The organism is Pseudomonas brassicacearum (assembly GCF_000585995.1).
GTDB classification, from domain to species: domain Bacteria; phylum Pseudomonadota; class Gammaproteobacteria; order Pseudomonadales; family Pseudomonadaceae; genus Aquipseudomonas; species Aquipseudomonas brassicacearum_A.
The window spans coordinates 2328257-2354090 of record NZ_CP007410.1; the positions used below are offsets into that span (position 1 = coordinate 2328257).

The following is a 25834-nucleotide window of genomic DNA, read 5'->3' on the forward strand; positions in this document are numbered from 1 at the left end:
GCACTCCAATGTGGGAGCGAGCTTGCTCGCGAAGAGGGCCTGACAGTCACTTTGATAGTGACTGACACACCGCTTTCGCGGGCAAGCCCGCTCCCACAGGGGGATTCAGGTTGGGCTGCTGGAGATTGTGTCGGGCGCTGATAACAGCGGCGGCGGGGCAAATCCAAACGGCGCCAACGCAAACCCCTGTTCATCCACCTGCAATGCCCAGCCCTGCTTGTCCCAATCCCCCAGCACGATGCGCCGGGCGGCATGGTCGCCCAGTTGCAGCTTATGGATGGCGGGACGATGGGTGTGGCCGTGGATCAGGGTCTTCACGCCGTAGGCCTGCATGACCCTTGGGATTTCCTCGGGCGTGACGTCGACAATGTCATTGGCTTTCATCCGCGTCTGCGCACGGCTTTCGTTGCGCAGTTTGCGCGCCAGTTTCTGGCGACTGCCCAGCGGCAGGTGGCGCAGGATGAACAGCGTGACCGGGTTGCGCAGCCAGCGCCGCAGCTTCATATAGCCTTCGTCGCGGGTGCAGAGGCTGTCGCCGTGCATCAGCAGCACCGGTTCGCCATTGAACTGCACGACACTCGGGTCCTTGAGCAGGGTGCAGCCGGCCGCTTTGCAGAAGGCCTGCCCCAGCATGAAGTCGCGATTGCCGTGCATCAGGAAAATGGCCGTGCCGCTGTCGCTCAATTCGCGCAGGGCCTGGCAGATGGAACGCTGGAACGGCGTCATGGCATCGTCGCCGATCCAGGCTTCGAAAAAGTCGCCCAGAATGTACAACGCTTGCGCCGAGCGGGCGCGTGTGGCGAGTAAATCCAGAAACGCCCGGGTGATGTCCGGGCGCTCCTCTTCCAGATGCAAGTCTGAAATCAGCAGTATCACCCGATGATCTCGGCTTTCTCGATGATCACGTCTTCTGCCGGGACGTCCTGGTGGCCGGCCTTGGAGGTGGTGGAAACGCCTTTGATCTTGTCGACGACGTCGGTGCCTTCAACCACTTTGCCGAACACCGCGTAGCCCCAGCCCTGGGTGGTCTTGCCGCTGTGGTTCAGGAAGCTGTTGTCGGCCACGTTGATGAAAAACTGCGCAGAGGCCGAATGCGGCTCCATGGTACGGGCCATGGCAACGCTGTATTTTTCGTTCGGCAGGCCGTTGTCGGCTTCGTTCTGGATGCTCGGGCGCTTGTCTTTCTTTTCTTTCATGCCAGGCTCGAAACCGCCGCCCTGGATCATGAAGTTACCGATGACACGGTGGAATACGGTGTTCTCGTAGTGGCCGGCGTTGACGTACTCGATGAAGTTGGCAACGGTCAACGGTGCCTTCTCGGCATTCAGTTCCAGGACGATGTCGCCGTGGTTGGTGGTCAGTTTGACTTGGGTCATGATTACTACTCTTTCAAGAAATTCGTGGGCTTCGGGGCGCGAACGCCCGCAACCGGTCTGGCTGCAATCGGCCAGGCTGGGCAGTTTAGCGCGCCAGGCACGAATTTCGAGGCTGTTTTTCATCTGGCCGTCGATTAAATTCAATCGTTTACCGGCCTGGCCTGTCAGCGGCTTGACAGCATCGGCTATGATAGGGGCTTTGATTTATCAGGCCGCACCCGGCCGCGCACTTGTCTGTTCAAGGATCCTATGAGCAAGCCCACTGTCGACCCTACCTCGAATTCCAAGACCGGCCCGGCCGTGCCGGTCAATTTCCTGCGCCCGATCATCCAGGCGGACCTGGATTCGGGTAAGCACACACAGATCGTCACTCGCTTCCCGCCGGAGCCCAACGGCTACCTGCACATCGGCCATGCCAAGTCGATCTGCGTGAATTTCGGCCTGGCCCAGGAGTTCGGCGGCGTCACGCACCTGCGTTTCGACGACACCAACCCGGCCAAGGAAGACCAGGAATACATCGACGCGATCGAAAGCGACGTCAAGTGGCTGGGGTTCGAATGGTCCGGTGAGGTGCGCTACGCCTCGCAATATTTCGACCAGTTGCACGACTGGGCGGTGGAGCTGATCAAGTCCGGCAACGCCTACGTCTGCGACCTGACCCCCGAGCAGGCCAAGGAATACCGTGGCAGCCTGACCGAGCCGGGCAAGAACAGCCCGTTCCGGGATCGCAGCGTCGAAGAGAACCTCGACCTGTTCGCCCGCATGCGCGCCGGAGAATTCCCCGACGGCGCACGGGTGCTGCGGGCCAAGATCGACATGGCCTCGCCGAACATGAACCTGCGCGACCCGATCATGTACCGCATCCGCCACGCCCATCACCACCAGACCGGTGACAAGTGGTGCATCTACCCGAACTATGACTTCACCCACGGTCAGTCGGACGCCATCGAAGGCATCACTCACTCGATCTGCACCCTGGAGTTCGAAAGCCACCGTCCATTGTACGAGTGGTTCCTCGAGCACTTGCCCGTGCCGGCCAACCCGCGCCAGTACGAGTTCAGCCGCCTGAACCTGAACTACACCATCACCAGCAAGCGCAAGCTCAAGCAACTGGTGGACGAGAAGCACGTCAATGGCTGGGACGACCCACGGATGTCGACGCTGTCGGGCTTCCGCCGTCGTGGCTACACACCGAAATCGATCCGCAACTTCTGCGAGATGGTCGGCACCAACCGTTCCGACGGCGTGGTGGACTTCGGCATGCTGGAATTCAGCATCCGTGACGACCTCGACCACAGCGCCCCGCGTGCCATGTGCGTACTGCGTCCGCTGAAAGTCGTCATCACCAACTACCCGGAAGGCCAGGTCGAGAACCTCGAACTGCCGCGCCACCCGAAAGAAGACATGGGCGTGCGTGTCCTACCGTTCGCCCGGGAAATCTACATCGACCGTGATGACTTCATGGAAGAGCCGCCAAAAGGCTACAAGCGCCTGGAGCCGAACGGCGAAGTGCGCCTGCGCGGCAGCTACGTGATCCGCGCCGACGAAGCGATCAAGGACGCCGATGGCAACATCGTCGAGCTGCGTTGCTCCTACGATCCCGACACCCTGGGCAAGAACCCGGAAGGTCGCAAGGTCAAGGGCGTGATCCACTGGGTGCCGGCCGCCGCCAGCGTCGAGTGCGAAGTGCGCCTGTACGATCGCCTGTTCCGTTCGCCGAACCCGGAGAAGGCCGAAGACAGCGCCAGTTTCCTGGACAACATCAACCCTGACTCCCTGCAAGTACTCACTGGTTGTCGTGCCGAACCCTCGCTGGGCAACGCACAGCCGGAAGACCGTTTCCAGTTCGAGCGCGAAGGTTACTTCTGCGCGGATATCAAGGACTCGAAACCCGGTGCTCCGGTGTTCAACCGTACCGTGACCTTGCGCGATTCCTGGGGTCAGTGATCAAGTCTTAAGGGAAACCCTGTGCTTACGATCTACAACACGCTCACCAAGAGCAAAGAAGTCTTCAAGCCGCTGGATGGCAACAAGGTCCGCATGTACGTCTGCGGGATGACCGTGTACGACTACTGCCACATCGGGCATGGTCGCAGCATGGTCGCCTTCGACCTGGTGACCCGCTGGCTGCGTTTCAGCGGTTATGACCTGACCTACGTGCGCAACATCACCGACATCGAAGACAAGATCATCAATCGCGCCCGCGAAAATGGTGAGCCTTACGATGCACTGACCGAGCGCATGATCCAGGCCATGCACGAGGACGAGGCGCGCCTCAATATCCTCAAGCCGGACCTGGAACCCCGTGCCACGGACCACATTCCGGGCATGCTGAGCATGATCCAGACCTTGATCGACAAGGGCTATGCCTACGCGCCGGGCAATGGTGACGTGTACTACCGCGTTGCCAAGTTCATGGGCTACGGCAAGCTGTCGCGCAAGAAAATCGAAGACCTGCGCATCGGCGCGCGCATCGAAGTCGACGAATCGAAACAGGACCCGCTGGACTTCGTGCTGTGGAAAGCCGCCAAGCCGGGCGAGCCGAGCTGGGAGTCGCCGTGGGGCGCCGGGCGTCCGGGCTGGCACATCGAATGCTCGGTGATGTCCACCTGCTGCCTGGGCGAGACCTTCGATATTCATGGCGGCGGCAGTGACCTGGAATTCCCGCACCACGAAAACGAGATCGCCCAGAGCGAAGCCGCCACCGGCAAGACCTACGCCAATGCGTGGATGCATTGCGGCATGATTCGGATCAACGGCGAGAAGATGTCCAAGTCGTTGAACAACTTCTTCACCATCCGCGACGTGCTCGACAAGTACCACCCTGAAGTCGTGCGTTACCTGCTGGTGTCGAGCCACTATCGCAGCGCCATCAACTACTCGGAAGACAACCTCAAGGACGCCAAGGGTGCCCTGGAGCGTTTCTATCACGCGTTGAAAGGCCTGCCGAGCGTAGCGCCTGCCGGCGGCGAGGCGTTCGTTGCACGGTTTACCGAAGTGATGAACGACGACTTCGGCACGCCGGAAGCATGCGCGGTGCTGTTCGAGATGGTGCGCGAGATCAACCGGCTGCGTGAGAGCGATCTCAATGCTGCGGCAGGCCTGGCGGCGCGTCTGAAGGAATTGGCCAGCGTATTGGGTGTGTTGCAGCTCGAGGCTGACGACTTCCTGCAAGCCGGTGCCGAAGGTCGTGTGGATGCCGCCGAGGTCGAAGCCTTGATCCAGGCACGCCTGACCGCGCGGGCGAACAAGGACTGGGCCGAATCCGACCGCATCCGCGACCAGCTCACCGCCATGGGCGTGGTGCTGGAAGACGGCAAGGGCGGGACGACCTGGCGCCTGGCGGACTGAGTCCACCCCGGTCTATGTGGGAGCGGGCTTGCTCGCGAAAGCGGTGTCTCTGTCACTGAGATGTTGAATAAGCCGCTGTCTTCGCGGGCAAGCCCGCTCCCACAGGGCTGGTGGCGTTCATCCAATTGTGGGAGCGAGCTTGCTCGCGATAGCGGAGTGTCAGGCAACATGTTTGTCGACTGATACACCGCCATCGCGAGCAAGCTCGCTCCCACAATTTTTTTGTGCTCAGCCTGGCAATCATTCTTTTATGAGCTAGTACTGTCAGGTCGATTCGACGTTCTCTGACAGGGTACTTCCATGTTGGCTCATTGGTCTTTGGCGGCCATTCATCTTCTGGCGTTCGCCCTCGGGTTCTGGGCGGTGCTCACGCGCGGCACGGCGCTGCGACGCCTGGCGGGCGGGATGGACGCGGTTCGAAACGTGTTGGTGGCGGACAATGTGTGGGGGCTGTCGGCGCTGGTGCTGCTGGTGACCGGCGGGATGCGGGCTTTCGGGGGCTACGAAAAAGGCTCGGACTATTACCTGCACCAACCCCTGTTTCACCTGAAGATGACCTTGTTCCTGCTGATCCTGCTGCTTGAAATCGTGCCGATGATCACCTTGATCAAATGGCGGATGGCGTTGGGCAAGGGCGCGTCGATTGATCCTTCAAGGGCCGGCCGGTTTGCCCGGATCAGCCACATCGAAGCCTTGCTGCTGGTATTGATGGTGATTGCCGCCACGGGCATGGCCCGTGGCGTGAGCTTGGGCTGACCGGTCACGTACGCCTGCTTCGTTGCCATTAAAACGAAACGTCTGACAGCCATGCTACTAGCCATGCCATTAGTATCGGTTTCACGGGCTGGACGAAAAATCAACGGCGGGGTGGAGCAGGGTAAGGTGCGGGCGACCTGAATCTTTAGCCAGCCATTGCGGCGATGCAAACGGGCTGGCTACGGACTGCAGCAAGGCTCAGGGAGTTTGCGGTTTGTCAGGGGCGGTAAGGCCTGCCTGAATACGCTGATAAATCTCTTCACGATGCACCGCGACGTTTTTCGGGGCGTTGATGCCGATCCGGACTTGTTGGCCGCTAACGCCCAGAATGGTGATCGTGATGTCGTCACCAATGTTTATGCTTTCACCGACTTTGCGGGTGAGTATCAGCATGGTGTTCTCCTTGATTACTTTATAGGGCACCTGATTCAGACAGTGCAGATGTCGGTACTGCTTATAGATTAGTGCTAAGTGTCACAATGTGGGTGCCTCTTTCTGACGCGCAGACGCAGCATTAATTCCCAGGGTGCGACTATACAGAGACGCCGGGCAGGATTCTCTTGTTTTAAGCACTGTTTGCGGCGTTCTTGGTGGATGTGAGTGTTAAAATCCGCGCCTCATGTCTTCACAGGGGAAACGTTGTGCGCAAATTGGCTTGGGTTATCGCGGTATTGGTACTGGCGGGGTGTGGTGAGGGACGTGATGTCGAAGCACCGAAGCCGAAGCCGACCGCGACTTCCGCATCCGCAGTGGCTGCTGCGCCGCAGTGGGGGGTCGAGGTTCGGGGCGAAACTCCGCAGGCCGTCAGCGACCTGACCGGCTGGTTGATCGAGCACAGTTTCATGTCGAGCGTGGTGCGGGAAAACGGCAAGGAGCGGGTCCTGGTCGGCCCTTTCAGTTCCAAGGCCGAAGCCGAAGCCAAGCAGGAGCAAGTCACGGCTGCCTTGGCCCGGGCGAAAAAGCGCAACATCGAGACGTTGGTGGTGGATTTCCCGACCGCCCAATAATCGGGCGGGACAAAAGAGTCAGTAAAGTCACAAACCCTGTGGGAGCGAGCTTGCTCGCGATAGCGGTAGATCGGCCAACGTTGATGTTGACTGACATGCCCCTATCGCGAGCAAGCTCGCTCCCACAGTTGGCTTCGTGCTGTTCACAAGTGCGAGGTCAACCGCAGGCTTTCATGTCCACCGGTCCCACGAACTCGTTCCCACGTCCCATGACGCACGCCACGCTCTGGTTGCGCTGACGTTCCCAGCTTTCGACCGGGTAGGTCTTGTCCCAGGCTTCATAAAGGCGCCGGTCCTGTTTCGACAGGCGCAGGCCATATTGCTTGCTCATGTAGAAATAGGTCCGGGCGATCATCCCCCGGATGGAGGGACGGGGCATGACCTTCTTGGCCTTGAAATCCACCTGGGTCAGGCATGAGCCGTATTGGCCCTTTTGCTCCGGCAGCCAGCCAAAACTGAAGTTGCTGCGATCGCCATTCACTTCGCCGATGCTGGGCACCAGATTGTGCAGGTCGGCCTCGGCCCGTTGATAGACTGGATCATAGCGGGTGCAGTTCTTGCGACCGCCTTGTTGCCAGCATTGACGCTGATGGCCGATCTGCCAGGCCGGGACGATATGCTCCCACTCAATGCGGGCGGCACGGCTGGCATTCTTGCGCGGTACGTAACCGCAGGCTGTCAGGTTCACGCGATTGCCGGTGTATTTGCAGCCACAGTAGAACTCGGTGGATTGCGGGGCATAGAGTTTCCAGGCGATTTTCTTGGCTTCGTTGAAGGTCCGGGGAGCGCCGGCCTGTGCTCCCAGTGCGACGAAGACGAGCAATAAAGCAACACAACGTACGATCATCTGGCTCAATCTTCCTTCGGCACAACCCAGAAAACCTGCACGCCACCATCGTCGCGGTAGGCGAGGGTCACATTGTCGTTCTCGTCGATTTCTTCCAGGAGGCGCTCCCACTCATCCACTGGTTCGTCGGGAAGACGGAAGATCAGGGCGGCCTTGGCTTTTTGGGCGGTGGGGGCGTTGATGATTTTCGAGACCCGAAGGCCAAGTCGTGTATAGGAATCTAAAGGGGTAGTTGCAGCGGAGGGCGTGGCCACAGGATTATCCTTATTAAGCTGTACGTGTATACAGTATTTAACCGTAGGCATTTACGCAACTGCTTAAAATTCAAGAAAATCGTCTGACAGCGCTTTTTCTATTTTGATGTAGGAGAAATGATTTTTTATTGGGTGGTGTAAGCGGGGCGTCACCCGCTCATGTGAACGGGGACGAAGAGAAGCCCGGCCGGAGTCGGTCGGGCGAGGTGATCAATATTCCCAGAACATCCGCTGCAACTCTTTGCTGTCCTGAGTCTTGGTCAGGGCAACCATGGCCAGGATGCGCGCCTTTTGGGGATTCAGGTCATGGGCCACGACCCAGTCGTATTTGTCGTCAGGCTGTTCGGCGTTGCGCAGTACGAAGCCTCCGGCATTGGCGTGGGAGGAACGAATGATCTGCACACCTTCCTTGCGCAAGGCTTGCAGGGACGGCACAACGCGTGACGACACCGAACCATTGCCGGTACCGGCATGAATGATCGCCTTGGCGCCGGACTGCGCCAGTGCCTTGTAGGCGGTGTCGCTGACATTGCCGTAGGAATAGGCAATTTCTACGTCTGGCAGGCTCTTGATGGTCTTGATATCGAACTCCGAGCCCGTGGTGTGTCGTTTGGCCGGTAGGCGGAACCAGTAGGACTTGCCTTCGACCACCATGCCCAGCGGGCCCCAAGGGCTTTTGAAGGCTTCGGTCTTGATGTTGATCATCTTGCTGACATCGCGACCTGATTGGATTTCATCGTTCATGGTCACCAGGACACCTTTACCACGTGCTTCCCGGCTGCTGGCGACCGCCACGGCGTTGTACAGGTTGAGCATGCCATCCGCCGACATCGCGGTACCGGGGCGCATCGAGCCGACGACGATGATCGGCTTTTCGGTTTTTTCCACCAGGTTCAGGAAATAGGCGGTTTCCTCAAGGGTGTCAGTGCCGTGGGTAATGACGATGCCATCAACGTCCTTGCTGTCGGCCAGTTCGGCGACCCGACGACCCAGTTGCAGCAGATTGTCGTTGGTGATGCTTTCCGACGCGATCTGCATGACCTGTTCGCCGCGCACATTGGCCAGTTGGCTGAGTTCCGGTACGCCGGCAATCAACTGTTCGATACCGACCTTGGCCGCCTGGTATGTGGCGCTGTTGGCGGAGCTCGCACCGGCTCCGGCAATGGTGCCGCCGGTGGCGAGGATGACGACGTTGGAGAGTTTCTGTTCAGCCTGGGCTTCTTTTGCCTGGAGTGTGAAAGGGGTTGCCAGCAGCAGGGCCAAAGCGCCCGGAATAAGAGTCTTGAACGCAGATGTCATTATTTTTCTCTCTAGTCATGATGGGATTCATCTAGATGCGCCGGGCAGACCTGATTGCCGGGTGCAGCCCTGTAGGAGCAGGATCTGTACCAGAGCTGCGATGGTGGATGATTTGTCTTAATCTGTTGATTTTTAACGCTATGTATTCGGGCGAATGATCGCCCGGGGTAAACACCGTACGGGTTTCCGAATGTTGTTGTGTTTAATGTTCGGATCTCCGAAAGGCATTGTCTGAAGGCTTGGTGTGCGTTGCGATGATTGCGCGACCGCTAAAGAAAGTGCTCCAGCGGGCGATGACCTTCGTAGGAATCCCTCCATGGAGTTTTGATATGTCGTTTTCTGTCGGCTTTCCCAATGCGGCAGCCGTGGCCATCGGCGGCCAATCCGCAGCCACCCTGAAGGCTTTGAGCGAGGCGGGCGCCGAGGCGGCCGATGAAGCCTTGGGCGAAACGCAAACGTCTGGCAAGGTTCGCACTGGCATGGCCCCGGTCGCAAAGGACGCAGAGCAGGAGAGCAGTAGTACCCAGAGCGTTGCCGTCCAGGTGTTGCTCAAGCGGATGCAAGAACTCCAGCAACAGCTTCGGGAGCAGCAACAGCAATTGGCGGCTGCGCAGGCACGTGCCTACCCGACACCGGAAGCCAAGACCTCGGCAGTCATGGCGGTCCAAGGCCAGATTGCCGACACCAGCGGCGCGCTGCTGGAGGTCACCGGCCATTTGGTCACGGAACTGGCGAAGGGCTCAAGTTCCGGCTCGGTGGTCAATACGACGGCCTGAGCCTTCGACGTTGCGGGTGAAACCGCAACGTTGACAAATCTGCGAAGCCTTACCATAGTTCACTTCACGCAAACGTTTGCGCGGCGTTCCGTGCATTGATTTGCTCACAATAATCATAAGATCGGAGTGAACCCATGAAGTTGCCATTCGCTGGACGTCTTCTCGCTGTCGCCATGCTCGCGGCCGCATCCGCTGCGCTGCCTATCTCCTCGGCATTCGCCCAGACCGCTGAAAAACCCAAGGTCGCCCTGGTCATGAAATCCCTGGCCAACGAATTCTTCCTGACCATGGAAGACGGCGCCAAGGCTTACCAGAAGGAACACTCCGCCGATTTCGACCTGATCTCCAACGGGATCAAGGATGAAACCGACACCGCCAACCAGATCCGTATCGTCGAGCAGATGATCGTCTCCAAGGTTGACGCCCTCATCATTGCGCCTGCCGATTCCAAGGCCATGGTGCCGGTGATCAAGAAAGCCGTCGATGCCGGCATCACCGTGATCAACATCGATAACCAACTCGACCCGGCCGTGGTCAAGAGCAAGAACATCAACGTTCCGTTCGTAGGCCCCGACAACCGCAAGGGCGCACGACTGGTGGGTGAATACCTGGCCAAGCAGCTCAAGGCCGGTGATGAAGTCGGCATCATCGAAGGCGTGTCCACCACCACCAACGCTCAGGCGCGGACCGCCGGCTTCAAGGATGCAATGGAAGCGGCGCAGATCAAGGTTGTCTCCTTGCAATCGGGCGATTGGGAAATCAATAAGGGCAACCAGGTTGCCGCGTCGATGCTCAGCGAATACCCGAACATCAAGGCTCTGCTGGCTGGCAACGACAGCATGGCGGTAGGCGCGGTCTCGGCCGTACGGGCTGCCGGCAAGGCGGGCAAGGTGCAAGTGGTCGGCTACGACAACATCAATGCGATCAAGCCCATGCTCAAGGACGGTCGTGTGCTGGCGACGGCTGACCAGTTCGCCGCCAAACAAGCAGTATTTGGTATCGAGACGGCGCTGAAGATCCTCAAGAAAGAAAAAGTCGACAACGGTGCCAATGGCGTTATCGAAACTCCGGTCGAGCTGGTGACCAAGTAGTTATCCTGGCGACACAACGGTGCTCGCCCATTCGGGCGAGCGCATGGAGAGTTTTTTTATGTCCGTTTGCGACCCGAACGCTGTCCTGTCTGTCAGCGGCATCGGCAAGACCTATGCCCAGCCAGTACTGACCGGCATCGACCTGACGTTGATGCGCGGGGAAGTGCTGGCGCTGACCGGCGAAAATGGTGCCGGCAAAAGCACGCTGTCCAAGATCATCGGTGGGCTGGTGACGCCGACGACCGGGCAGATGCAATTTCAAGGTCAGGATTATCGTCCTGGCAGCCGTACCCAGGCGGAAGAACTGGGCGTGCGCATGGTGATGCAAGAGCTCAACCTGTTGCCGACCCTTTCCGTGGCCGAGAACCTGTTTCTCGACAACCTGCCCAGTCACGGCGGCTGGATCAGCCGCAAGCAGTTGCGCAAGGCGGCGATCGAGGCCATGGCCCAGGTTGGGCTCGATGCGATCGATCCCGACACCCTGGTGGGTGAACTGGGTATCGGTCATCAGCAGATGGTCGAGATCGCCCGCAACCTGATTGGCGATTGTCATGTGCTGATTCTCGACGAGCCGACCGCCATGCTGACGGCCCGCGAAGTCGAGATGCTCTTCGAACAGATCACCCGCCTGCAGGCTCGGGGCGTGTCGATCATCTACATTTCCCATCGCCTCGAAGAATTGGCGCGGGTGGCCCAACGCATTGCGGTACTGCGCGACGGCAACCTGGTCTGCGTCGAGCCGATGGCCAACTACAACAGCGAGCAACTGGTGACGCTGATGGTCGGCCGGGAGCTGGGCGAGCACATCGACCTTGGCCCGCGCCAGATCGGCGCGCCGGCCCTGACCGTTAAAGGCCTGAGCCGTTCTGACAAGGTCCGCGATGTGTCCTTCGAAGTGCGCAGCGGTGAAATCTTTGGTATCTCCGGCCTGATCGGGGCAGGGCGCACTGAACTGCTGCGGCTGATCTTCGGCGCCGATGCGGCCGACAGTGGCACCGTGGCGCTGGGCTCGCCGGCCAATGTCGTGAGCATTCGCTCCCCGGCCGATGCGGTGGCCCACGGTATCGCGTTGATTACCGAGGACCGCAAGGGCGAAGGCCTGCTGCTGACGCAATCCATCGCGGCTAACATTGCCCTGGGCAACATGCCGGAGATTTCCAATGCCGGTTTCGTCAATGGCAGCCAGGAGCATGCGTTGGCGCAGCGGCAGATCGACGCCATGCGCATCCGTAGCTCCAGCCCGACCCAATTGGTGTCCGAGCTGTCGGGCGGCAACCAACAGAAAGTCGTGATCGGTCGCTGGCTCGAACGCGATTGCTCGGTACTGCTGTTCGACGAGCCGACCCGTGGCATCGACGTTGGCGCCAAATTCGACATTTATGCGCTGCTCGGTGAGTTGACTCGCCAGGGCAAGGCGCTGGTCGTGGTGTCCAGTGACCTGCGCGAATTGATGTTGATCTGTGACCGGATCGGCGTGCTGTCTGCCGGGCGCCTAATCGACACTTTCGAGCGCGACAGCTGGACCCAGGATGACTTGCTTGCCGCCGCATTCGCCGGCTACCAGAAACGTGATGCGTTGCTCAACGAAGCAGCGCCTAGGGATCTTCCATGAAAACCGCATCTGCCGTCGCTAAATCGAATGGCAACTTCTATGGCTTGGGCACTTACCTGGGCCTGGCTGGCGCGCTGCTGGCGATGGTCGCGCTGTTCTCGGTCCTGAGCAGCCATTTCCTTTCCTACGACACGTTCAGCACCTTGGCCAACCAGATTCCAGACCTCATGGTGCTGGCGGTCGGCATGACCTTCATCCTGATCATCGGCGGCATCGATCTGTCGGTAGGGTCGGTGCTGGCGCTCGCGGCGTCGACCGTCAGCGTTGCCATCCTCGGCTGGGGCTGGAGCGTCTGGCCGTCGGCCTTGCTCGGCATGGCCGTGGCGGCGCTGGCAGGTACCGTCACCGGTTCGATTACCGTGGCGTGGCGGATTCCCTCGTTCATCGTTTCCCTCGGCGTGCTGGAAATGGCCCGAGGCCTGGCGTACCAGATGACCGGCTCGCGCACGGCCTACATCGGCGACTCCTTCGCCTGGTTGTCCAATCCGATCGCCTTCGGCATTTCGCCCTCGTTCATCATTGCCTTGCTGGTGATCTTCATTGCCCAGGCGGTGCTGACCCGTACGGTGTTTGGCCGCTACTTGATCGGCATTGGCACCAACGAAGAGGCCGTGCGTCTGGCGGGTATCAACCCCAAGCCCTACAAGATCCTGGTCTTCAGTCTGATGGGGTTGCTGGCGGGTGTGGCGGCGCTGTTTCAGATTTCCCGCCTGGAGGCGGCGGATCCGAACGCCGGCTCGGGACTCGAACTGCAAGTCATCGCGGCCGTGGTGATCGGCGGCACCAGCCTGATGGGTGGGCGCGGTTCGGTCATCAGCACTTTCTTTGGCGTGCTGATCATCTCGGTGCTGGCGGCCGGCCTGGCGCAGATCGGCGCCACCGAACCGACCAAGCGCATCATTACCGGCGCGGTGATCGTGGTGGCAGTCGTACTCGATACCTATCGCAGCCAGCGCGCCAGTCGGCGGGCCTGAATCATGGCGACGATCAAGGATGTGGCGGCGCTTGCGGGGATTTCCTACACGACCGTGTCCCATGTGGTGAACAAGACGCGGCCGGTGAGCGAAGAAGTGCGGCTCAAGGTCGAGGCCGCGATCAAGCGCCTGGACTACGTGCCCAGCGCCGTGGCCCGCTCGCTCAAGGCCAAGACCACGGCGACCATCGGCCTGCTGGTGCCCAACAGCCTCAACCCCTACTTTGCCGAGTTGGCCCGGGGGATCGAGGATCACTGTGAGCGCAACGGCTATTGCGTGATCCTGTGCAACTCCGATGACAACCCGGACAAGCAGCGCAGTTATCTGCGAGTGCTGCTGGAAAAGCGCATCGACGGCCTGATCGTTGCCTCCGCCGGTGGCGACGTCGGCCTGGCCGAGGGGTTGGCCAATGTGCGCACGCCCATGGTCATCGTCGACCGCGGGCTCGACGGCGTTGATGCGGACCTGGTGCGCATCGACCATGAGTACGGCGCGTACCTGGCGACCCAGCACCTGCTGGAGCTGGGTCATCGCGATATCGCCTTTATCGGTGGTCCGGCCGACACCAGCGTGGCGCAAATGCGCTTGGCCGGTTATTGCCGCGCGCTGAAAGAGTCGGGGATCGAATTGCCCGTCGAGCGCATGCTCGAGAGCGATTTCACCAGTACTGGCGGTTACCGCGCAGCCGCCCAATTGCTTGAGCATCAGCCGCCCACGGCCATTTTTGCCGCCAACGACATGATCGGCATCGGTGTGCTGCGGGCCGCCGCCGAGCGCAACGTGCGGGTGCCCAGCGAACTGTCGGTCATTGGTTTCGATGACATTCAAATGAGCCGTTATGTCTACCCGGCGTTGACCACGGTGGGGCAATCGATCCTGCAGTTGGGCGAGATGGCGGCGCAAGTGCTGCTGCGGCGTATTGCTACGCCGGGGCTTGCCACCGACCAGCGCATCGTGACGCCCAGCATTGTCTTGCGAGAGTCGACTGCGCCGCTGTCCGGTGCATTCGCCCAATACCGCTGAACCGAATTGAAGAGTAGTGATGTATGCCAGCAAAAGTAGTGGTAGTAGGCAGCTTGAACATGGATCTGGTGACCCGGGCGCCGCGTCTGCCCCGGGGCGGTGAAACGCTGATCGGCCAGTCGTTCTCGACCATTCCTGGGGGCAAGGGTGCCAACCAGGCCGTGGCCGCCGCGCGCCTGGGCGCGCAGGTGTCCATGGTCGGCTGCGTGGGCAGTGATGCCTATGGCCAGGAATTGCGCGGGGCGCTGCTGGCCGAGGGCATCGATTGCCAGGCGGTCGGCATTGTGGACGGCTCCAGCGGCGTGGCGCTGATCGTCGTCGATGACAACAGCCAGAATGCGATCGTTATCGTCGCCGGTGCCAATGGTGCGCTGACCCCTGATGTCCTCGACAGTGTCGATGAAGTGCTGCAAAGCGCCGATGTCATCATCTGTCAGCTTGAAGTGCCGGACGCCACCGTCGGCCACGCCCTCAAGCGAGGCCGTGAGTTGGGCAAGACCGTCATCCTCAACCCGGCACCAGCCTCCCATGCGTTGCCGGCCGACTGGTACGCCTACGTCGACTATCTGATTCCCAATGAAAGCGAGGCGGCGGTCCTCAGCGGGTTGGCGGTAGATTCCCTGGAAACCGCCGAAGCCGCCGCGACTCACTTGATCGCCGCCGGTGCCAGCAAGGTGATCGTGACGTTGGGTGCCCAGGGGCTGATATTCGCCAACGGATCGAGCTTCGAACACTTCCCGGCCCCGCGGGTCAAGGCTGTGGACACCACGGCGGCCGGGGATACCTTTGTCGGCGGCTTCGCGGCCGCCCTGGCCAGTGGTCAAAACGAGGTCGACGCGATTCGTTTCGGTCAGGTCGCCGCCGCCTTGTCGGTTACCCGTGCGGGGGCGCAGCCCTCCATTCCCACCTTGCTCGAAGTACAGGCTTTCAAATCATGAAAAAGACGCCGTTGTTGAACGTGGCACTGTCGCGGCTGATCGCCTCCCTCGGCCATGGCGACAAAGTGGTCATTGGTGATGCGGGCCTGCCGGTGCCGCCCCAGGTCGAGTTGATCGACCTGGCCCTGACCCAGGGCATTCCCGATTTTGTCAGCACCTTGAAGGTGGTACTCAGCGAAATGCAGGTGGAAAGCCATGTGCTGGCGGAGGAAATCTTCGATAAACAACCGTCGGCCCTGACGACGCTGGAGGCGCTGCATGCCGACGGTGCCCTGGGGACGCGGGAGTTGGTCAGCCACGAGCAATTCAAGCGGCTTAGCCGTGAAGCCCGGGCGATTATTCGCACAGGAGAGTGCTCGCCGTACTGCAACATCGTGCTGATCGCTGGAGTTACGTTCTAACCCTGTCAACCTTGCACAAGGAGTGCGCCATGCACCGCTATGCTCAGAAAATGCATCAACTGGTCCGGAGTCTGCTGCTTTTGTCCTTGATCACCGCTACGAGCGCCCAGGCGGCGGAAAAAATCGACCTGATCATCGACACCGATCCAGGGGCCGACGACGTGGTTGCCTTGCTGTTTGCCCTGGCGTCCCCTGAAGAGCTGCATATCCGTGCGCTGACCACCGTCGCTGGGAATGTGCGCCTGGACAAGACCTCCCGCAATGCTCGCCTGGCGCGGGAATGGGCGGGGCGCGAAGAGGTGCCGGTATACGCCGGTGCGCCGAAACCGCTGATGCGCACACCCATCTACGCCGAGAACATCCATGGCAAGGAAGGCCTGTCGGGTGTCACCGTGCACGAGCCAAAGAAGGGGCTGGCCGAGGGCAATGCCGTCAACTACCTGATTGATACCCTCAAGGCCGCCAAGCCCCACAGCATCACCATTGCGATGCTCGGCCCGCAGACCAACCTGGCCCTGGCGTTGATCCAGGAACCTGAGATTGTCCAGGGCATCAAGGAAGTGGTGATCATGGGCGGCGCGCACTTCAACGGTGGCAACATCACGCCGGTGGCGGAATTCAATCTGTTTGCCGATCCGCAAGCGGCCGAGATCGTCGCCAAAAGCGGCCTGAAGCTGACGTATCTGCCCTTGGATGTGACTCACAAGGTCCTCACCAGCGAAGCGCGCCTGAAGCAGATTGCCGCCGTGAACAACAATGCCAGCAAGCTGGTGGGCGATATCCTCAACGAGTACGTCAAGGGCGATATGGAACACTACGGCATGACGGGCGGGCCGGTGCACGACGCGACGGTGATCGCTTACCTGCTCAAGCCGCAACTGTTTACCGGGCGTTCGGTCAACGTCGTGGTGGACAGTCGCGAGGGCCCGACTTTCGGCCAGACCATCGTTGATTGGTACGACGGCCTGAAGGCGCCGAAGAACGCCTTCTGGGTGGAAAACGGTGATGCCCAGGGCTTCTTTGACCTGTTGACCGAGCGGCTGGCACGCCTCAAGTAATCGGCCTTGCTGCGCGCTCGCAGGTTGGCCTGCGGGCGCGTTAGCTTCAATCCACAGTGTCAATGATGCTCGGGTACCGTTCGAATGCCTGCTGGATGAAGTTGCGGGCGACCTCTGTTCCCAACTCTTTGACCAACAGTTCTATGCCGATGATCGCCAGTTCCTCCGGGCTGCCCGGGCTGTAGGAGCTGTGGCCCTCCGACCATTTGGCATTGATGGTGGCTTCGATGCTGACGGTGCTCATGGTGGGGCTCGCGAGTTGGAGGTCTGTGGGCTGAGTTAACCATTTTTGCCAAGGTTTTGGCACTGCGACTTAGGCATCAGGGAAGGGCTGTGCGACACTTGTTTTTTTGGATTTTCTGAAGGAGCCCTTGCCGTGCAGATCGATTTGAACGCGCCTGACGGGCTGACCTTGGAAGCGGTTCGTCAGTTGCTGGCGTCGGCCAGTGATGACGAGCACACCCAATTGCGGGTGACCAAGGGAGGGATCGCCTACTTGTCTTCGGGGGTGGTAGGAGGTGTCGACATTGACGGCTTGCTGTTTCGGCTTGAAACGTGGGCCAAGGGCTCGGGTTATGTCGGACGGGTCGCTGCCAGTGATGAGGTCTGGGTCACGCAGATCTACAATGCGTTGAAAGAGAACTGGCCGAATCCGCCCTTTGATTACATTGACGTTTACTGACTGTTATTCATATTCAGTCACGATTCATGTCTGAACACGGCTGTCGCGCTCAGGCAAACTGCCGGTTTTCCGGATGAAAGGCAGGCCGATAGCCACGGTGTTGAAACCTGGCGCTGTTTGGGCTGTCGCACGCTCTCTGTTTATTTATCAAGAAAAGGAGGCTTCATGCCTTGGAAGCTCGCGTCATTGAGTACTTTGCTGGCCGCCGCGTTCTTGAGCGGTTGCAGCAGCGGCCCCTCTGAGTCGACCCCTGACCCCGTGGCAACCGAGACCGGTAGTGGTCGTTGCGAAGCAAAGGCCGCCGAGTTCGCCATTGGCAAGCAGGCCTCGCCGCAATTGCTGGAACAGGCTCGCGCCCGCGCTGGCGCGCAGAATGCCCGGATCCTCAAGCCCAACGACATGGTGACGCTTGAGTACCGCTCTGACCGCTTGAATCTCAGTACCGATGCCAACCTGGTGGTCAATCGCGTGAACTGCGGCTGATCGTCGGTTTTCAATCGCCCATAAAAAACCCCGTCACATGGACGGGGTTTTTTTAGTGCGCCGAGAAATTACTCAGGGCGAACTTGTGCAGCTTGCATACCCTTTTGGCCTTTCTCAGCCACGAAGGAAACGGTCTGGCCTTCTTTCAGGCTTTTGAAACCGTCGCTTTCGATAGCTTTGAAGTGTACGAACAGGTCGTCACCGCCACCTTGAGGAGTGATGAAGCCGAAGCCTTTTTCATCGTTGAACCATTTAACGGTGCCGGTTTGGCGATTAGACATGGTGTATCTCCAAGAAACATATATTTTCAGTGTACTGTGCTGCTCAGGCCAACTGGGCACACCCGGGTATCATAGTCGAAATGTTCGATTTGGGAGCCCCCCGGACGCACTGTTTGCCAATCAGTCGTGTTTTCTTTACCGCCTTGACCGGCTGAAAGGCCCGGTTTTAAAGGCTTTCAGCGTAAAGTAAAGACGATAAAAAAAGCTGTAAAACCTGCATAAATTGTTTGAAAAAGCCCTTTTCAGGCGCTTTTTATGGGGTGAAAAGGAGGCAGTTGCCTCGGCCTGTCACTGTTTTTTCGCGTCGGGGTTGGCCTTGCACGTGGAGATCTGAGTCAGTGCCTTTCTCTGCAGATCCTCGCTGGCCTTATTGTCCATCAATGCCTGGATGTCCTTGGCTGGGTAGGACTTGATTGCATCGGCGCCACAGGCGCAATGGGCTTTGGCCGCCGCCGCGCCGATCTGGGGCGTTGCCGCCTGGGTGCACTGGGCCATGTATTTGTCACGCTCCCCCTTGGGCCAATCGGCATGGGCGGAAAGCGGAAGCAGCAGGGCGAGGGGGGCGACTACTGCGAACAATGTATTCAGACGCATGCGAAGATGCTCCTTTCGGGTCAATGTCTTGTTATCTGAGGCGTTGCGCTCGCTTCAGTTCAGCACTCTGGCATAAAAACCCTGGATTTACGCCCGCGGCAATCCGGACGCGGCGATGACCGTTCATCTGTGCTAGCATGCCGGGCTCGGGTATTTCCAGGCTCCGGAGGACGACAGGTCCCGGTAGCGGCAAATGCTCGAATAACCCTGATTTGAATCCCAGTCACTCTGGTTCGGTTTCCCGGTTGGCCGCAAGGCTCCTGCCGCTGTAAGGCAGGCGTTCGTCATTGAATGGCCTGGACTGGATCTTGTACTGGCTCATCCCAACCCACGTGACCTTTGGTAGGGGTCACCACTAGGAGAGGAGGCGCCATGCCAACTATTACTCTTCCCGACGGCAGTCAACGTTCATTCGATCACCCGGTTTCCGTAGCCGAGGTCGCCGCATCCATCGGCGCGGGCCTGGCCAAGGCCACCCTGGCCGGCAAGGTCAACGGCAAACTGGTCGACGCCAGTGACGTCATCGACAGCGACGCCACGCTGCAAATCATCACGCCCAAGGATGAAGAGGGGCTGGAGATCATTCGCCACTCTTGCGCACACCTGGTCGGCCACGCGGTCAAGCAGCTGTACCCGAGCGCGAAGATGGTCATCGGGCCGGTCATCGATGAAGGCTTCTATTACGACATCGCCTTCGAGCGTCCTTTCACGCCGGACGACATGGCCGCCATCGAACAGCGCATGCAGCAGCTGATCGAGAAAGATTACGACGTCATCAAGAAAGTCACCCCGCGCGCCGAAGTCATCGAAGTGTTCAAGGCTCGTGGCGAGGACTACAAGTTGCGTCTGGTGGAAGACATGCCGGACGAGCAGGCCATGGGCCTGTATTACCACGAAGAATACGTCGACATGTGCCGTGGCCCGCACGTGCCGAACACGCGTTTCCTGAAATCCTTCAAGCTGACCAAGTTGTCCGGCGCCTACTGGCGTGGCGATGCGAAGAACGAGCAGCTGCAGCGCGTCTATGGCACCGCCTGGGCCGACAAGAAGCAGCTGGCGGCCTACATCCAGCGCATCGAGGAAGCCGAGAAGCGCGATCACCGCAAGATCGGCAAGCGCCTGGGCTTGTTCCACACCCAGGAAGAGTCCCCGGGCATGGTGTTCTGGCACCCGAACGGCTGGACCCTGTACCAGGTGCTCGAGCAATACATGCGCCAGGTCCAGCGTGAAAACGGCTACCTCGAGATCAAGACGCCACAAGTGGTGGACCGCAGCCTGTGGGAGAAATCCGGGCACTGGGCCAACTACGCCGACAATATGTTCACCACCCAGTCGGAAAACCGCGACTACGCCATCAAGCCGATGAACTGCCCTTGCCACGTGCAGGTGTTCAACCAGGGCCTGAAAAGCTACCGCGAGCTGCCGATGCGCCTGGCCGAGTTCGGTGCCTGCCACCGTAACGAGCCGTCGGGTGCGCTGCACGGCATCATGCGCGTGCGTGCGTTCACCCAGGACGATGCGCACATTTTCTGCACTGAAGAGCAGATGCAGGCCGAATCCGCCGCCTTCATCAAGCTGACCATGGACGTCTATCGGGACTTCGGCTTCACCGAAGTCGAGATGAAGCTGTCCACTCGTCCGGAAAAGCGTGTCGGCTCCGACGAGCTGTGGGATCGCGCCGAAGCGGCGCTGGCCGCTGCCCTTGATAGCGCGGGCCTGGCGTACGACCTGCAACCGGGCGAGGGGGCCTTCTACGGTCCGAAAATTGAATTCTCGCTGAAAGATTGCCTCGGTCGTGTGTGGCAGTGTGGTACCTTGCAGCTCGATTTCAACCTGCCGATCCGTCTGGGCGCCGAATACGTGTCCGAAGACAACAGCCGCAAGCACCCGGTCATGCTTCACCGCGCGATCCTCGGTTCCTTCGAGCGTTTCGTCGGGATTCTGATCGAACACTACGAGGGTGCGTTCCCCGCGTGGCTGGCGCCGACCCAGGCAGTGATCATGAATATCACTGATAAACAGGCAGATTTTGCCGCTGAAGTCGAAAAAACTCTCAATCAAAGCGGATTTCGTGCCAAGTCCGACTTGAGAAATGAAAAGATCGGCTTTAAAATCCGCGAGCATACTTTGCTCAAGGTTCCCTTTCTCTTGGTTATTGGAGATCGGGAGGTCGAGATGCAGACTGTCGCTGTGCGTACTCGTGAAGGTGCTGACCTGGGCTCGATGCCCGTCGCCGAATTCGCTGAGTTTCTCGCGCAAGCGGTTTCCCGGCGTGGTCGCCCAGATTTGGAGTAATTATTATTAAGCGTGAAATGAGACAAGATAAACGAGCTGCACCGAAAGCCCCGATCAACGAGAATATCTCGGCACGCGAGGTTCGGTTAATTGGCGCTGACGGCGAGCAGATTGGCATCGTCTCGATTGATGAAGCGCTTCGTATTGCTGAAGAAGCCAAGCTTGATCTGGTAGAAATTTCCGCAGACGCAGTCCCACCGGTATGCCGGGTGATGGACTACGGCAAGTCGATCTTCGAAAAGAAGAAGCAGATTGCCGCGGCGAAGAAGAACCAGAAGCAGATTCAGGTAAAAGAAATCAAGTTTCGTCCAGGGACGGAGGAAGGGGATTACCAGGTAAAACTGCGCAACCTGGTACGTTTCCTGAGTGACGGGGACAGGGCCAAGGTATCCTTGCGATTCCGCGGCCGTGAGATGGCCCACCAGGAGCTGGGGATGGAACTCCTCAAGCGGGTTGAACAAGACCTGCTCGAGTACGGTTCGGTCGAACAGCATCCTAAGATGGAAGGACGCCAGCTGATCATGGTCATCGCCCCGAAAAAGAAGAAGTAATCAACAGGGCACGGCAGGCCTTGCGATTATGTTTATCAACTGAATGCGGAGTATCCGAACATGCCAAAGATGAAAACCAAAAGTGGTGCTGCTAAGCGGTTTCTGAAAACTGCTAACGGTATCAAGCACAAGCACGCTTTCAAGAGCCACATCTTGACCAAAATGTCGACCAAGCGTAAGCGTCAACTGCGCGGTAGCAGCTTGCTGCATCCGTCTGACGTGGCAAAAGTCGAGCGCATGCTGCGCCTTCGTTAATTTTTGGATCAAGAATAGAGGAAGTAACTCATGGCTCGTGTAAAGCGTGGCGTCATTGCCCGTAAGCGTCACAAAAAAATTCTGAAACTTGCTAAAGGCTACTACGGCGCGCGTTCCCGCGTATTCCGTGTTGCCAAGCAAGCGGTAATCAAGGCAGGCCAATACGCCTACCGTGACCGTCGTCAGAAAAAACGTCAGTTCCGCGCTCTGTGGATCGCTCGTATCAACGCTGGTGCTCGTGTTAACGGTCTGTCCTACAGCCGTTTCATTGCCGGCCTGAAAAAAGCGTCCATCGAGATCGACCGTAAGGTTCTGGCTGATCTGGCAGTGAACGAAAAAGCGGCGTTTGCTGCGATTGTCGAGAAAGCTAAAGCCACCTTGGCTTAAGTACCCCCGACAGTCACCAGGGCTCACCTCTGTGGGCTCGGGTGTTAAACGTCATAAATAGGGGAAGAGCCTTAAAGCTCTTCCCCTATTTTGTATCTGGAGTCTGTACATGGAAAACCTGGATGCGCTGGTCGCTCAAGCACTAGAGGCTGTGCAAAGCGCTGAAGATATCAATGCCCTGGAGCAAATCCGGGTTCTGTACCTTGGCAAAAAGGGCGAGTTGACCCAGGTGATGAAGACCCTGGGGAACCTGCCGGCCGAAGAGCGTCCGCAGGTCGGTGCGCTGATCAACGTTGCCAAGGAACGTGTCACAGAGGTCCTTAACGCGCGCAAGGCGTTGTTCGAGGAAGCGGATCTGGCTGCCAAACTCGCCGCCGAGTCCATCGATGTGACCCTGCCTGGCCGTGGCCAGACTTCCGGCGGCCTGCATCCGGTGACCCGTACCCTGGAACGCATCGAGCAGTTCTTCACCCACATCGGCTACGGCATTGCCGAAGGCCCTGAGGTCGAAGACGACTACCACAACTTCGAAGCGCTCAACATCCCAGGCCATCACCCGGCCCGGTCGATGCATGACACCTTCTATTTCAATGCGAACATGCTGTTGCGCACCCATACCTCGCCGGTACAGGTCCGCACCATGGAATCGCAGCAGCCGCCGATCCGCATCGTCTGCCCAGGCCGCGTGTACCGCAGCGACTCCGATATCACCCACTCGCCGATGTTCCACCAGGTCGAAGGCCTGCTGGTTGATCGCGACATCAATTTCGCCGACCTGAAAGGCACGATCGAAGAGTTCCTGCGGGTGTTCTTCGAGAAAGAACTGGCGGTGCGTTTCCGCCCTTCGTACTTCCCGTTCACCGAGCCCTCCGCTGAAGTCGACATGGAGTGCGTGATGTGCAGCGGTAAAGGCTGCCGTGTCTGCAAGCAGACTGGCTGGCTGGAAGTGATGGGCTGCGGCATGGTTCACCCGAACGTGCTGCGTATGTCCGGTATCGATCCGGAAGAATTCTCGGGTTTTGCTTTCGGCATGGGCGTCGAGCGCCTGGCCATGCTGCGTTACGGTGTGAATGACTTGCGCCTGTTCTTCGACAACGACTTGCGGTTCCTTGCGCAATTTCGCTAGGTCGCAGGCCCGTAACGAATCTATTAGGAGAGCAGGATGAAATTCAGTGAACAATGGCTGCGCGGCTGGGTAAGCCCGCAGGTAAGTCGGGACGAGCTGGTTGCTCGCCTGTCGATGGCCGGTCTTGAGGTCGATAGCGTCACGCCGGCCGCCGGGGAATTCAGCGGTGTGGTGGTGGGCGAGGTGCTGAGCACCGAGCAGCACCCGGATGCCGATAAACTGCGGGTGTGCCAGGTCAGCAATGGTCCGGAGACCTTCCAGGTGGTCTGCGGCGCACCCAACGTGCGCCCAGGCCTGAAGATCCCGTTCGCCATGATCGGTGCCGAGCTGCCGGGCGACTTCAAGATCAAGAAAGCCAAGCTGCGTGGCGTCGAATCCAACGGCATGCTGTGCTCCCAGGTCGAACTGCAGGTCGGTGAAGGCAACGATGGCCTGATGGAGCTACCGGCCGATGCGCCGGTGGGCCAGGACATCCGTGAGTACCTGGGCCTGGACGATGCGAGCATCGAAGTCGACCTGACGCCGAACCGTGGCGATTGCCTGTCCCTGGCCGGTCTGGCCCGCGAAGTCGGCGCGCTGTATGCCGCTGCGGTGACGCGTCCAGTGGTCGCGACCGTGCCGGCTGTGCATGATGAAGTGCGTTCGGTGGAAGTCCTCGCGCCGGCGGCGTGCCCGCGTTACCTGGGCCGCGTGATCCGTAACGTCGACCTGTCGAAGCCGACGCCGCTGTGGATGGTCGAGCGCCTGCGCCGTGCCGACGTGCGCAGCATCGACGCTGCCGTCGACATCACCAACTACGTGATGCTGGAGCTGGGTCAACCGCTGCATGCGTTCGATCTTGCCGAAATCAACGGCGGCATCCGCGTGCGCATGGCCGAAGAGGGTGAGAAGCTGGTCCTGCTCGACGGCCAGGAAGTGACCCTGCGCAGCGATACACTGGTGATTGCCGACCATTCCCGCGCCTTGGCGATTGCCGGCGTAATGGGTGGCGAGCACAGCGGTGTTTCGACCACGACCCGTGACGTATTCCTTGAAAGCGCGTTCTTCGACCAGATTGCAGTCGCTGGCAAGGCTCGCTCCTATGGTCTGCACACCGATGCCTCGCACCGTTACGAGCGTGGCGTGGACTGGCAACTGGCCCGTGAAGCCATGGAGCGCGCCACTGGCCTGCTGCTGGACATCACCGGTGGCGAAGCCGGCCCGATCATCGAAACCGTCAGCGAACAGCACCTGCCGAAGATCGCTCCGATCACTCTGCGTGCCCAACGCATCACTCAGATGCTGGGCATGGAAATGGACGCTGTCGAAGTCGAGCGCCTGCTCAGCGCCCTTGGCCTGGGTATCAGCGCTGATGGAGCAGGGCAGTGGCGCGTCGAAGTGCCAAGCCATCGCTTCGACATCAGCCTGGAAGTCGACCTGATCGAAGAACTTGCCCGCCTGTACGGTTACAACCGCTTGCCGGTTCGCTACCCGCAAGCGCGCCTGGCCCCACAGGCCAAGGCTGAAGCCCGTAGCGACCTGCCGGAACTGCGCCGCCTGCTGGTGGCCCGCGGTTATCAGGAAGCGATCACCTACAGCTTCATCGATCCGCGCCAATTCGAGCTATTCAATCCAGGTGTCGAGCCGCTGTTGCTGGCCAACCCAATTTCCAACGACATGGCGGCCATGCGCTCGTCGCTGTGGCCGGGCCTGGTCAAGTCGCTGCAGCACAACCTGAACCGTCAGCAGGATCGCGTGCGTCTGTTCGAAAGCGGCCTGCGCTTCGTCGGTCAACTGGACGGCTTGAAGCAAGAGCCGATGCTGTCCGGTGTCGTCTGCGGCAGTCGCTTGCCGGAAGGCTGGGCGCAAGGTCGCGATGTCGTCGACTTCTTCGACGTCAAGGCTGACGTGGAAGCGGTACTCGGCTTCGCCGGTGCGCTCGACGCGTTCACTTTCGTGCCGGGCAAGCATCCAGCGCTGCATCCAGGACAGACCGCACGGATTGAGCGAGACGGGCGAGAAGTCGGTTATGTCGGTGCCATTCACCCTGAATTGTCGAAAACCTTGGGCCTTGATCGTCCGGTCTTCGTTTTCGAGCTGGTTCTGGCTGAGGTCGCCCTGGGGAAAATGCCGAAATTCCAGGAGTTATCGCGCTTTCCTGAAGTGCGTCGTGACCTGGCGTTGCTGGCTGATCTCGACGTTGCATCCAGCGCTGTGCTGGAGGTAATCCGTGAAAATGCAGGCGAATGGCTCACGGACCTCAGGCTATTTGACGTGTATCAGGGTAAAGGCATTGATCCGCATAGAAAAAGCCTTGCAGTCGGCTTGACCTGGCAGCATCCATCGCGCACTCTTAATGACGATGAGGTGAATACCGCAACGCAGAACATCCTCACCTCGCTCGAAAACAGGTTGAACGCCACGTTAAGGAAGTGACG

At 59.5% G+C, this 25834-nt stretch carries 29 protein-coding genes; 20 read left to right on the plus strand and 9 right to left on the minus strand.

Annotated elements, in window-relative coordinates:
* Positions 1-105 precede the first annotated feature (105 nt).
* Both lpxH and CD58_RS10150 read right to left on the minus strand, forming a co-directional pair.
* Positions 106-876, minus strand: coding sequence for a UDP-2,3-diacylglucosamine diphosphatase (gene lpxH / locus CD58_RS10145; protein WP_025212902.1), 771 nt, complete (start codon positions 874-876; stop codon positions 106-108).
* A complete protein-coding gene (locus CD58_RS10150; protein WP_025212903.1) occupies positions 873-1376 on the minus strand; it encodes a peptidylprolyl isomerase in 504 nt (167 codons plus the stop codon). The genes lpxH and CD58_RS10150 overlap by 4 nt, the downstream gene beginning before the upstream one ends.
* 249 nt (positions 1377-1625) lie before the next feature.
* Here CD58_RS10150 and CD58_RS10155 point away from each other — a divergent pair, with 249 nt between their 5' ends.
* From CD58_RS10155 to CD58_RS10165, 3 genes are all read left to right on the plus strand, one after another.
* The gene (locus CD58_RS10155) at positions 1626-3323 is read left to right on the plus strand and encodes a glutamine--tRNA ligase/YqeY domain fusion protein (protein WP_025212904.1); all 1698 of its coding nucleotides are present in this window, start codon (positions 1626-1628) and stop codon (positions 3321-3323) included.
* A 21-nt stretch (positions 3324-3344) separates the two neighbouring features.
* Positions 3345-4727, plus strand: a complete 1383-nt coding sequence (cysS, locus tag CD58_RS10160; protein WP_025212905.1) for a cysteine--tRNA ligase — start codon at positions 3345-3347, stop codon at positions 4725-4727.
* Positions 4728-5027: 300 nt separating this feature from the next.
* Complete coding sequence (locus CD58_RS10165) at positions 5028-5483, plus strand: DUF2214 family protein (protein WP_025212906.1); 456 nt, start codon at positions 5028-5030, stop codon at positions 5481-5483.
* A 198-nt stretch (positions 5484-5681) separates the two neighbouring features.
* On the opposite strand, the gene csrA is transcribed toward CD58_RS10165, so the two are convergent.
* A complete protein-coding gene (gene csrA, locus CD58_RS10170) occupies positions 5682-5876 on the minus strand; it encodes a carbon storage regulator CsrA (protein ID WP_003179932.1) in 195 nt (64 codons plus the stop codon).
* A gap of 248 nt (positions 5877-6124) precedes the next feature.
* Between csrA and CD58_RS10175 the strand changes: the two genes are divergently transcribed.
* Positions 6125-6490: an SPOR domain-containing protein gene (locus CD58_RS10175; RefSeq protein ID WP_025212907.1), complete on the plus strand. Its 366-nt coding sequence runs from the start codon at positions 6125-6127 to the stop codon at positions 6488-6490.
* 157 nt (positions 6491-6647) lie between these two features.
* Here CD58_RS10175 and CD58_RS10180 read toward each other — a convergent pair whose 3' ends face one another.
* The 3 genes from CD58_RS10180 to CD58_RS10190 all read right to left on the minus strand — a co-directional run bounded on the left by CD58_RS10180 (position 6648) and on the right by CD58_RS10190 (position 8890).
* The gene (locus tag CD58_RS10180) at positions 6648-7337 is read right to left on the minus strand and encodes an endonuclease (RefSeq protein ID WP_025212908.1); all 690 of its coding nucleotides are present in this window, start codon (positions 7335-7337) and stop codon (positions 6648-6650) included.
* 5 nt (positions 7338-7342) lie between these two features.
* The gene (locus tag CD58_RS10185) at positions 7343-7642 is read right to left on the minus strand and encodes a DUF1654 domain-containing protein (protein ID WP_038436576.1); all 300 of its coding nucleotides are present in this window, start codon (positions 7640-7642) and stop codon (positions 7343-7345) included.
* Between the two features lie 159 nt (positions 7643-7801).
* Positions 7802-8890, minus strand: a complete 1089-nt coding sequence (locus CD58_RS10190; protein ID WP_025212910.1) for an asparaginase — start codon at positions 8888-8890, stop codon at positions 7802-7804.
* A gap of 329 nt (positions 8891-9219) precedes the next feature.
* On the opposite strand from CD58_RS10190, the gene CD58_RS10195 reads away from it, so the two are divergent.
* The 8 genes from CD58_RS10195 to CD58_RS10230 all read left to right on the plus strand — a co-directional run bounded on the left by CD58_RS10195 (position 9220) and on the right by CD58_RS10230 (position 16763).
* A complete protein-coding gene (locus CD58_RS10195; protein WP_025212911.1) occupies positions 9220-9666 on the plus strand; it encodes a hypothetical protein in 447 nt (148 codons plus the stop codon).
* 134 nt (positions 9667-9800) lie between these two features.
* On the plus strand, positions 9801-10757 hold the full coding sequence (locus CD58_RS10200; RefSeq protein WP_025212912.1) for a sugar ABC transporter substrate-binding protein: 957 nt from the start codon (positions 9801-9803) through the stop codon (positions 10755-10757).
* A gap of 58 nt (positions 10758-10815) precedes the next feature.
* Positions 10816-12369: a sugar ABC transporter ATP-binding protein gene (locus tag CD58_RS10205; RefSeq protein ID WP_025212913.1), complete on the plus strand. Its 1554-nt coding sequence runs from the start codon at positions 10816-10818 to the stop codon at positions 12367-12369.
* Positions 12366-13343, plus strand: coding sequence for an ABC transporter permease (locus CD58_RS10210; protein WP_025212914.1), 978 nt, complete (start codon positions 12366-12368; stop codon positions 13341-13343). Before CD58_RS10205 ends, CD58_RS10210 begins: the two co-directional genes overlap by 4 nt.
* Positions 13344-13346: 3 nt before the next feature.
* A complete protein-coding gene (locus CD58_RS10215; protein WP_025212915.1) occupies positions 13347-14366 on the plus strand; it encodes a LacI family DNA-binding transcriptional regulator in 1020 nt (339 codons plus the stop codon).
* 23 nt (positions 14367-14389) lie between these two features.
* Positions 14390-15304, plus strand: a complete 915-nt coding sequence (gene rbsK, locus CD58_RS10220; protein WP_025212916.1) for a ribokinase — start codon at positions 14390-14392, stop codon at positions 15302-15304.
* Complete coding sequence (rbsD, locus tag CD58_RS10225; RefSeq protein ID WP_025212917.1) at positions 15301-15705, plus strand: D-ribose pyranase; 405 nt, start codon at positions 15301-15303, stop codon at positions 15703-15705. Before rbsK ends, rbsD begins: the two co-directional genes overlap by 4 nt.
* Before the next feature lie 29 nt (positions 15706-15734).
* Positions 15735-16763, plus strand: a complete 1029-nt coding sequence (locus CD58_RS10230) for a nucleoside hydrolase (protein WP_025212918.1) — start codon at positions 15735-15737, stop codon at positions 16761-16763.
* Between the two features lie 46 nt (positions 16764-16809).
* Here CD58_RS10230 and CD58_RS10235 read toward each other — a convergent pair whose 3' ends face one another.
* Positions 16810-17007, minus strand: coding sequence for a hypothetical protein (locus tag CD58_RS10235; RefSeq protein WP_025212919.1), 198 nt, complete (start codon positions 17005-17007; stop codon positions 16810-16812).
* A gap of 132 nt (positions 17008-17139) precedes the next feature.
* Here CD58_RS10235 and CD58_RS10240 point away from each other — a divergent pair, with 132 nt between their 5' ends.
* Together CD58_RS10240 and CD58_RS10245 are read left to right on the plus strand one after the other, a co-directional pair.
* Positions 17140-17445, plus strand: a complete 306-nt coding sequence (locus CD58_RS10240; protein ID WP_025212920.1) for a hypothetical protein — start codon at positions 17140-17142, stop codon at positions 17443-17445.
* Between the two features lie 165 nt (positions 17446-17610).
* Positions 17611-17928 (plus strand): I78 family peptidase inhibitor, encoded by a 318-nt coding sequence (locus tag CD58_RS10245; protein WP_025212921.1) that lies wholly within the window; start codon positions 17611-17613, stop codon positions 17926-17928.
* Between the two features lie 68 nt (positions 17929-17996).
* Here CD58_RS10245 and CD58_RS10250 read toward each other — a convergent pair whose 3' ends face one another.
* Positions 17997-18209, minus strand: a complete 213-nt coding sequence (locus tag CD58_RS10250; RefSeq protein WP_003179963.1) for a cold-shock protein — start codon at positions 18207-18209, stop codon at positions 17997-17999.
* Positions 18210-18497: 288 nt separating this feature from the next.
* Positions 18498-18803 carry a hypothetical protein gene (locus CD58_RS10255; RefSeq protein WP_025212922.1) on the minus strand — a complete coding sequence of 102 codons (306 nt, stop codon included), beginning with the start codon at positions 18801-18803 and terminating at the stop codon, positions 18498-18500.
* A gap of 372 nt (positions 18804-19175) precedes the next feature.
* Here CD58_RS10255 and thrS point away from each other — a divergent pair, with 372 nt between their 5' ends.
* The 6 genes from thrS (at position 19176) to pheT (ending at position 25832) form a co-directional block, all read left to right on the plus strand.
* Positions 19176-21098: a threonine--tRNA ligase gene (gene thrS / locus CD58_RS10260; RefSeq protein WP_014337550.1), complete on the plus strand. Its 1923-nt coding sequence runs from the start codon at positions 19176-19178 to the stop codon at positions 21096-21098.
* The gene (gene infC, locus CD58_RS10265) at positions 21098-21649 is read left to right on the plus strand and encodes a translation initiation factor IF-3 (protein WP_169432615.1); all 552 of its coding nucleotides are present in this window, start codon (positions 21098-21100) and stop codon (positions 21647-21649) included. Before thrS ends, infC begins: the two co-directional genes overlap by 1 nt.
* A 60-nt stretch (positions 21650-21709) precedes the next feature.
* Positions 21710-21904, plus strand: a complete 195-nt coding sequence (gene rpmI, locus CD58_RS10270) for a 50S ribosomal protein L35 (protein ID WP_002553160.1) — start codon at positions 21710-21712, stop codon at positions 21902-21904.
* A gap of 30 nt (positions 21905-21934) precedes the next feature.
* A complete protein-coding gene (rplT, locus tag CD58_RS10275) occupies positions 21935-22291 on the plus strand; it encodes a 50S ribosomal protein L20 (RefSeq protein ID WP_002553161.1) in 357 nt (118 codons plus the stop codon).
* A 109-nt stretch (positions 22292-22400) separates the two neighbouring features.
* Complete coding sequence (gene pheS, locus CD58_RS10280; protein WP_025212923.1) at positions 22401-23417, plus strand: phenylalanine--tRNA ligase subunit alpha; 1017 nt, start codon at positions 22401-22403, stop codon at positions 23415-23417.
* A gap of 36 nt (positions 23418-23453) precedes the next feature.
* Positions 23454-25832 (plus strand): phenylalanine--tRNA ligase subunit beta, encoded by a 2379-nt coding sequence (gene pheT / locus CD58_RS10285; RefSeq protein WP_025212924.1) that lies wholly within the window; start codon positions 23454-23456, stop codon positions 25830-25832.
* The last annotated feature ends 2 nt before the right edge of the window (positions 25833-25834 follow it).

Bases quoted from the DNA above. Each gene is read 5' to 3' on its own strand.
- CD58_RS10150 (WP_025212903.1), bottom strand. From the start codon at position 1,376: ATGACCCAAGTCAAACTGACCACCAACCACGGCGACATCGTCCTGGAA.
- CD58_RS10155 (WP_025212904.1), top strand. From the start codon at position 1,626: ATGAGCAAGCCCACTGTCGACCCTACCTCGAATTCCAAGACCGGCCCG.
- CD58_RS10165 (WP_025212906.1), top strand. From the start codon at position 5,028: ATGTTGGCTCATTGGTCTTTGGCGGCCATTCATCTTCTGGCGTTCGCC.
- csrA (WP_003179932.1), bottom strand. From the start codon at position 5,876: ATGCTGATACTCACCCGCAAAGTCGGTGAAAGCATAAACATTGGTGAC.
- CD58_RS10180 (WP_025212908.1), bottom strand. From the start codon at position 7,337: ATGATCGTACGTTGTGTTGCTTTATTGCTCGTCTTCGTCGCACTGGGA.
- CD58_RS10185 (WP_038436576.1), bottom strand. From the start codon at position 7,642: ATGCCTACGGTTAAATACTGTATACACGTACAGCTTAATAAGGATAAT.
- CD58_RS10190 (WP_025212910.1), bottom strand. From the start codon at position 8,890: ATGACATCTGCGTTCAAGACTCTTATTCCGGGCGCTTTGGCCCTGCTG.
- CD58_RS10195 (WP_025212911.1), top strand. From the start codon at position 9,220: ATGTCGTTTTCTGTCGGCTTTCCCAATGCGGCAGCCGTGGCCATCGGC.
- CD58_RS10200 (WP_025212912.1), top strand. From the start codon at position 9,801: ATGAAGTTGCCATTCGCTGGACGTCTTCTCGCTGTCGCCATGCTCGCG.
- CD58_RS10205 (WP_025212913.1), top strand. From the start codon at position 10,816: ATGTCCGTTTGCGACCCGAACGCTGTCCTGTCTGTCAGCGGCATCGGC.
- CD58_RS10210 (WP_025212914.1), top strand. From the start codon at position 12,366: ATGAAAACCGCATCTGCCGTCGCTAAATCGAATGGCAACTTCTATGGC.
- CD58_RS10215 (WP_025212915.1), top strand. From the start codon at position 13,347: ATGGCGACGATCAAGGATGTGGCGGCGCTTGCGGGGATTTCCTACACG.
- rbsK (WP_025212916.1), top strand. From the start codon at position 14,390: ATGCCAGCAAAAGTAGTGGTAGTAGGCAGCTTGAACATGGATCTGGTG.
- rbsD (WP_025212917.1), top strand. From the start codon at position 15,301: ATGAAAAAGACGCCGTTGTTGAACGTGGCACTGTCGCGGCTGATCGCC.
- CD58_RS10230 (WP_025212918.1), top strand. From the start codon at position 15,735: ATGCACCGCTATGCTCAGAAAATGCATCAACTGGTCCGGAGTCTGCTG.
- CD58_RS10235 (WP_025212919.1), bottom strand. From the start codon at position 17,007: ATGAGCACCGTCAGCATCGAAGCCACCATCAATGCCAAATGGTCGGAG.
- CD58_RS10245 (WP_025212921.1), top strand. From the start codon at position 17,611: ATGCCTTGGAAGCTCGCGTCATTGAGTACTTTGCTGGCCGCCGCGTTC.
- CD58_RS10250 (WP_003179963.1), bottom strand. From the start codon at position 18,209: ATGTCTAATCGCCAAACCGGCACCGTTAAATGGTTCAACGATGAAAAA.
- CD58_RS10255 (WP_025212922.1), bottom strand. From the start codon at position 18,803: ATGCGTCTGAATACATTGTTCGCAGTAGTCGCCCCCCTCGCCCTGCTG.
- thrS (WP_014337550.1), top strand. From the start codon at position 19,176: ATGCCAACTATTACTCTTCCCGACGGCAGTCAACGTTCATTCGATCAC.
- rpmI (WP_002553160.1), top strand. From the start codon at position 21,710: ATGCCAAAGATGAAAACCAAAAGTGGTGCTGCTAAGCGGTTTCTGAAA.
- rplT (WP_002553161.1), top strand. From the start codon at position 21,935: ATGGCTCGTGTAAAGCGTGGCGTCATTGCCCGTAAGCGTCACAAAAAA.
- pheS (WP_025212923.1), top strand. From the start codon at position 22,401: ATGGAAAACCTGGATGCGCTGGTCGCTCAAGCACTAGAGGCTGTGCAA.
- pheT (WP_025212924.1), top strand. From the start codon at position 23,454: ATGAAATTCAGTGAACAATGGCTGCGCGGCTGGGTAAGCCCGCAGGTA.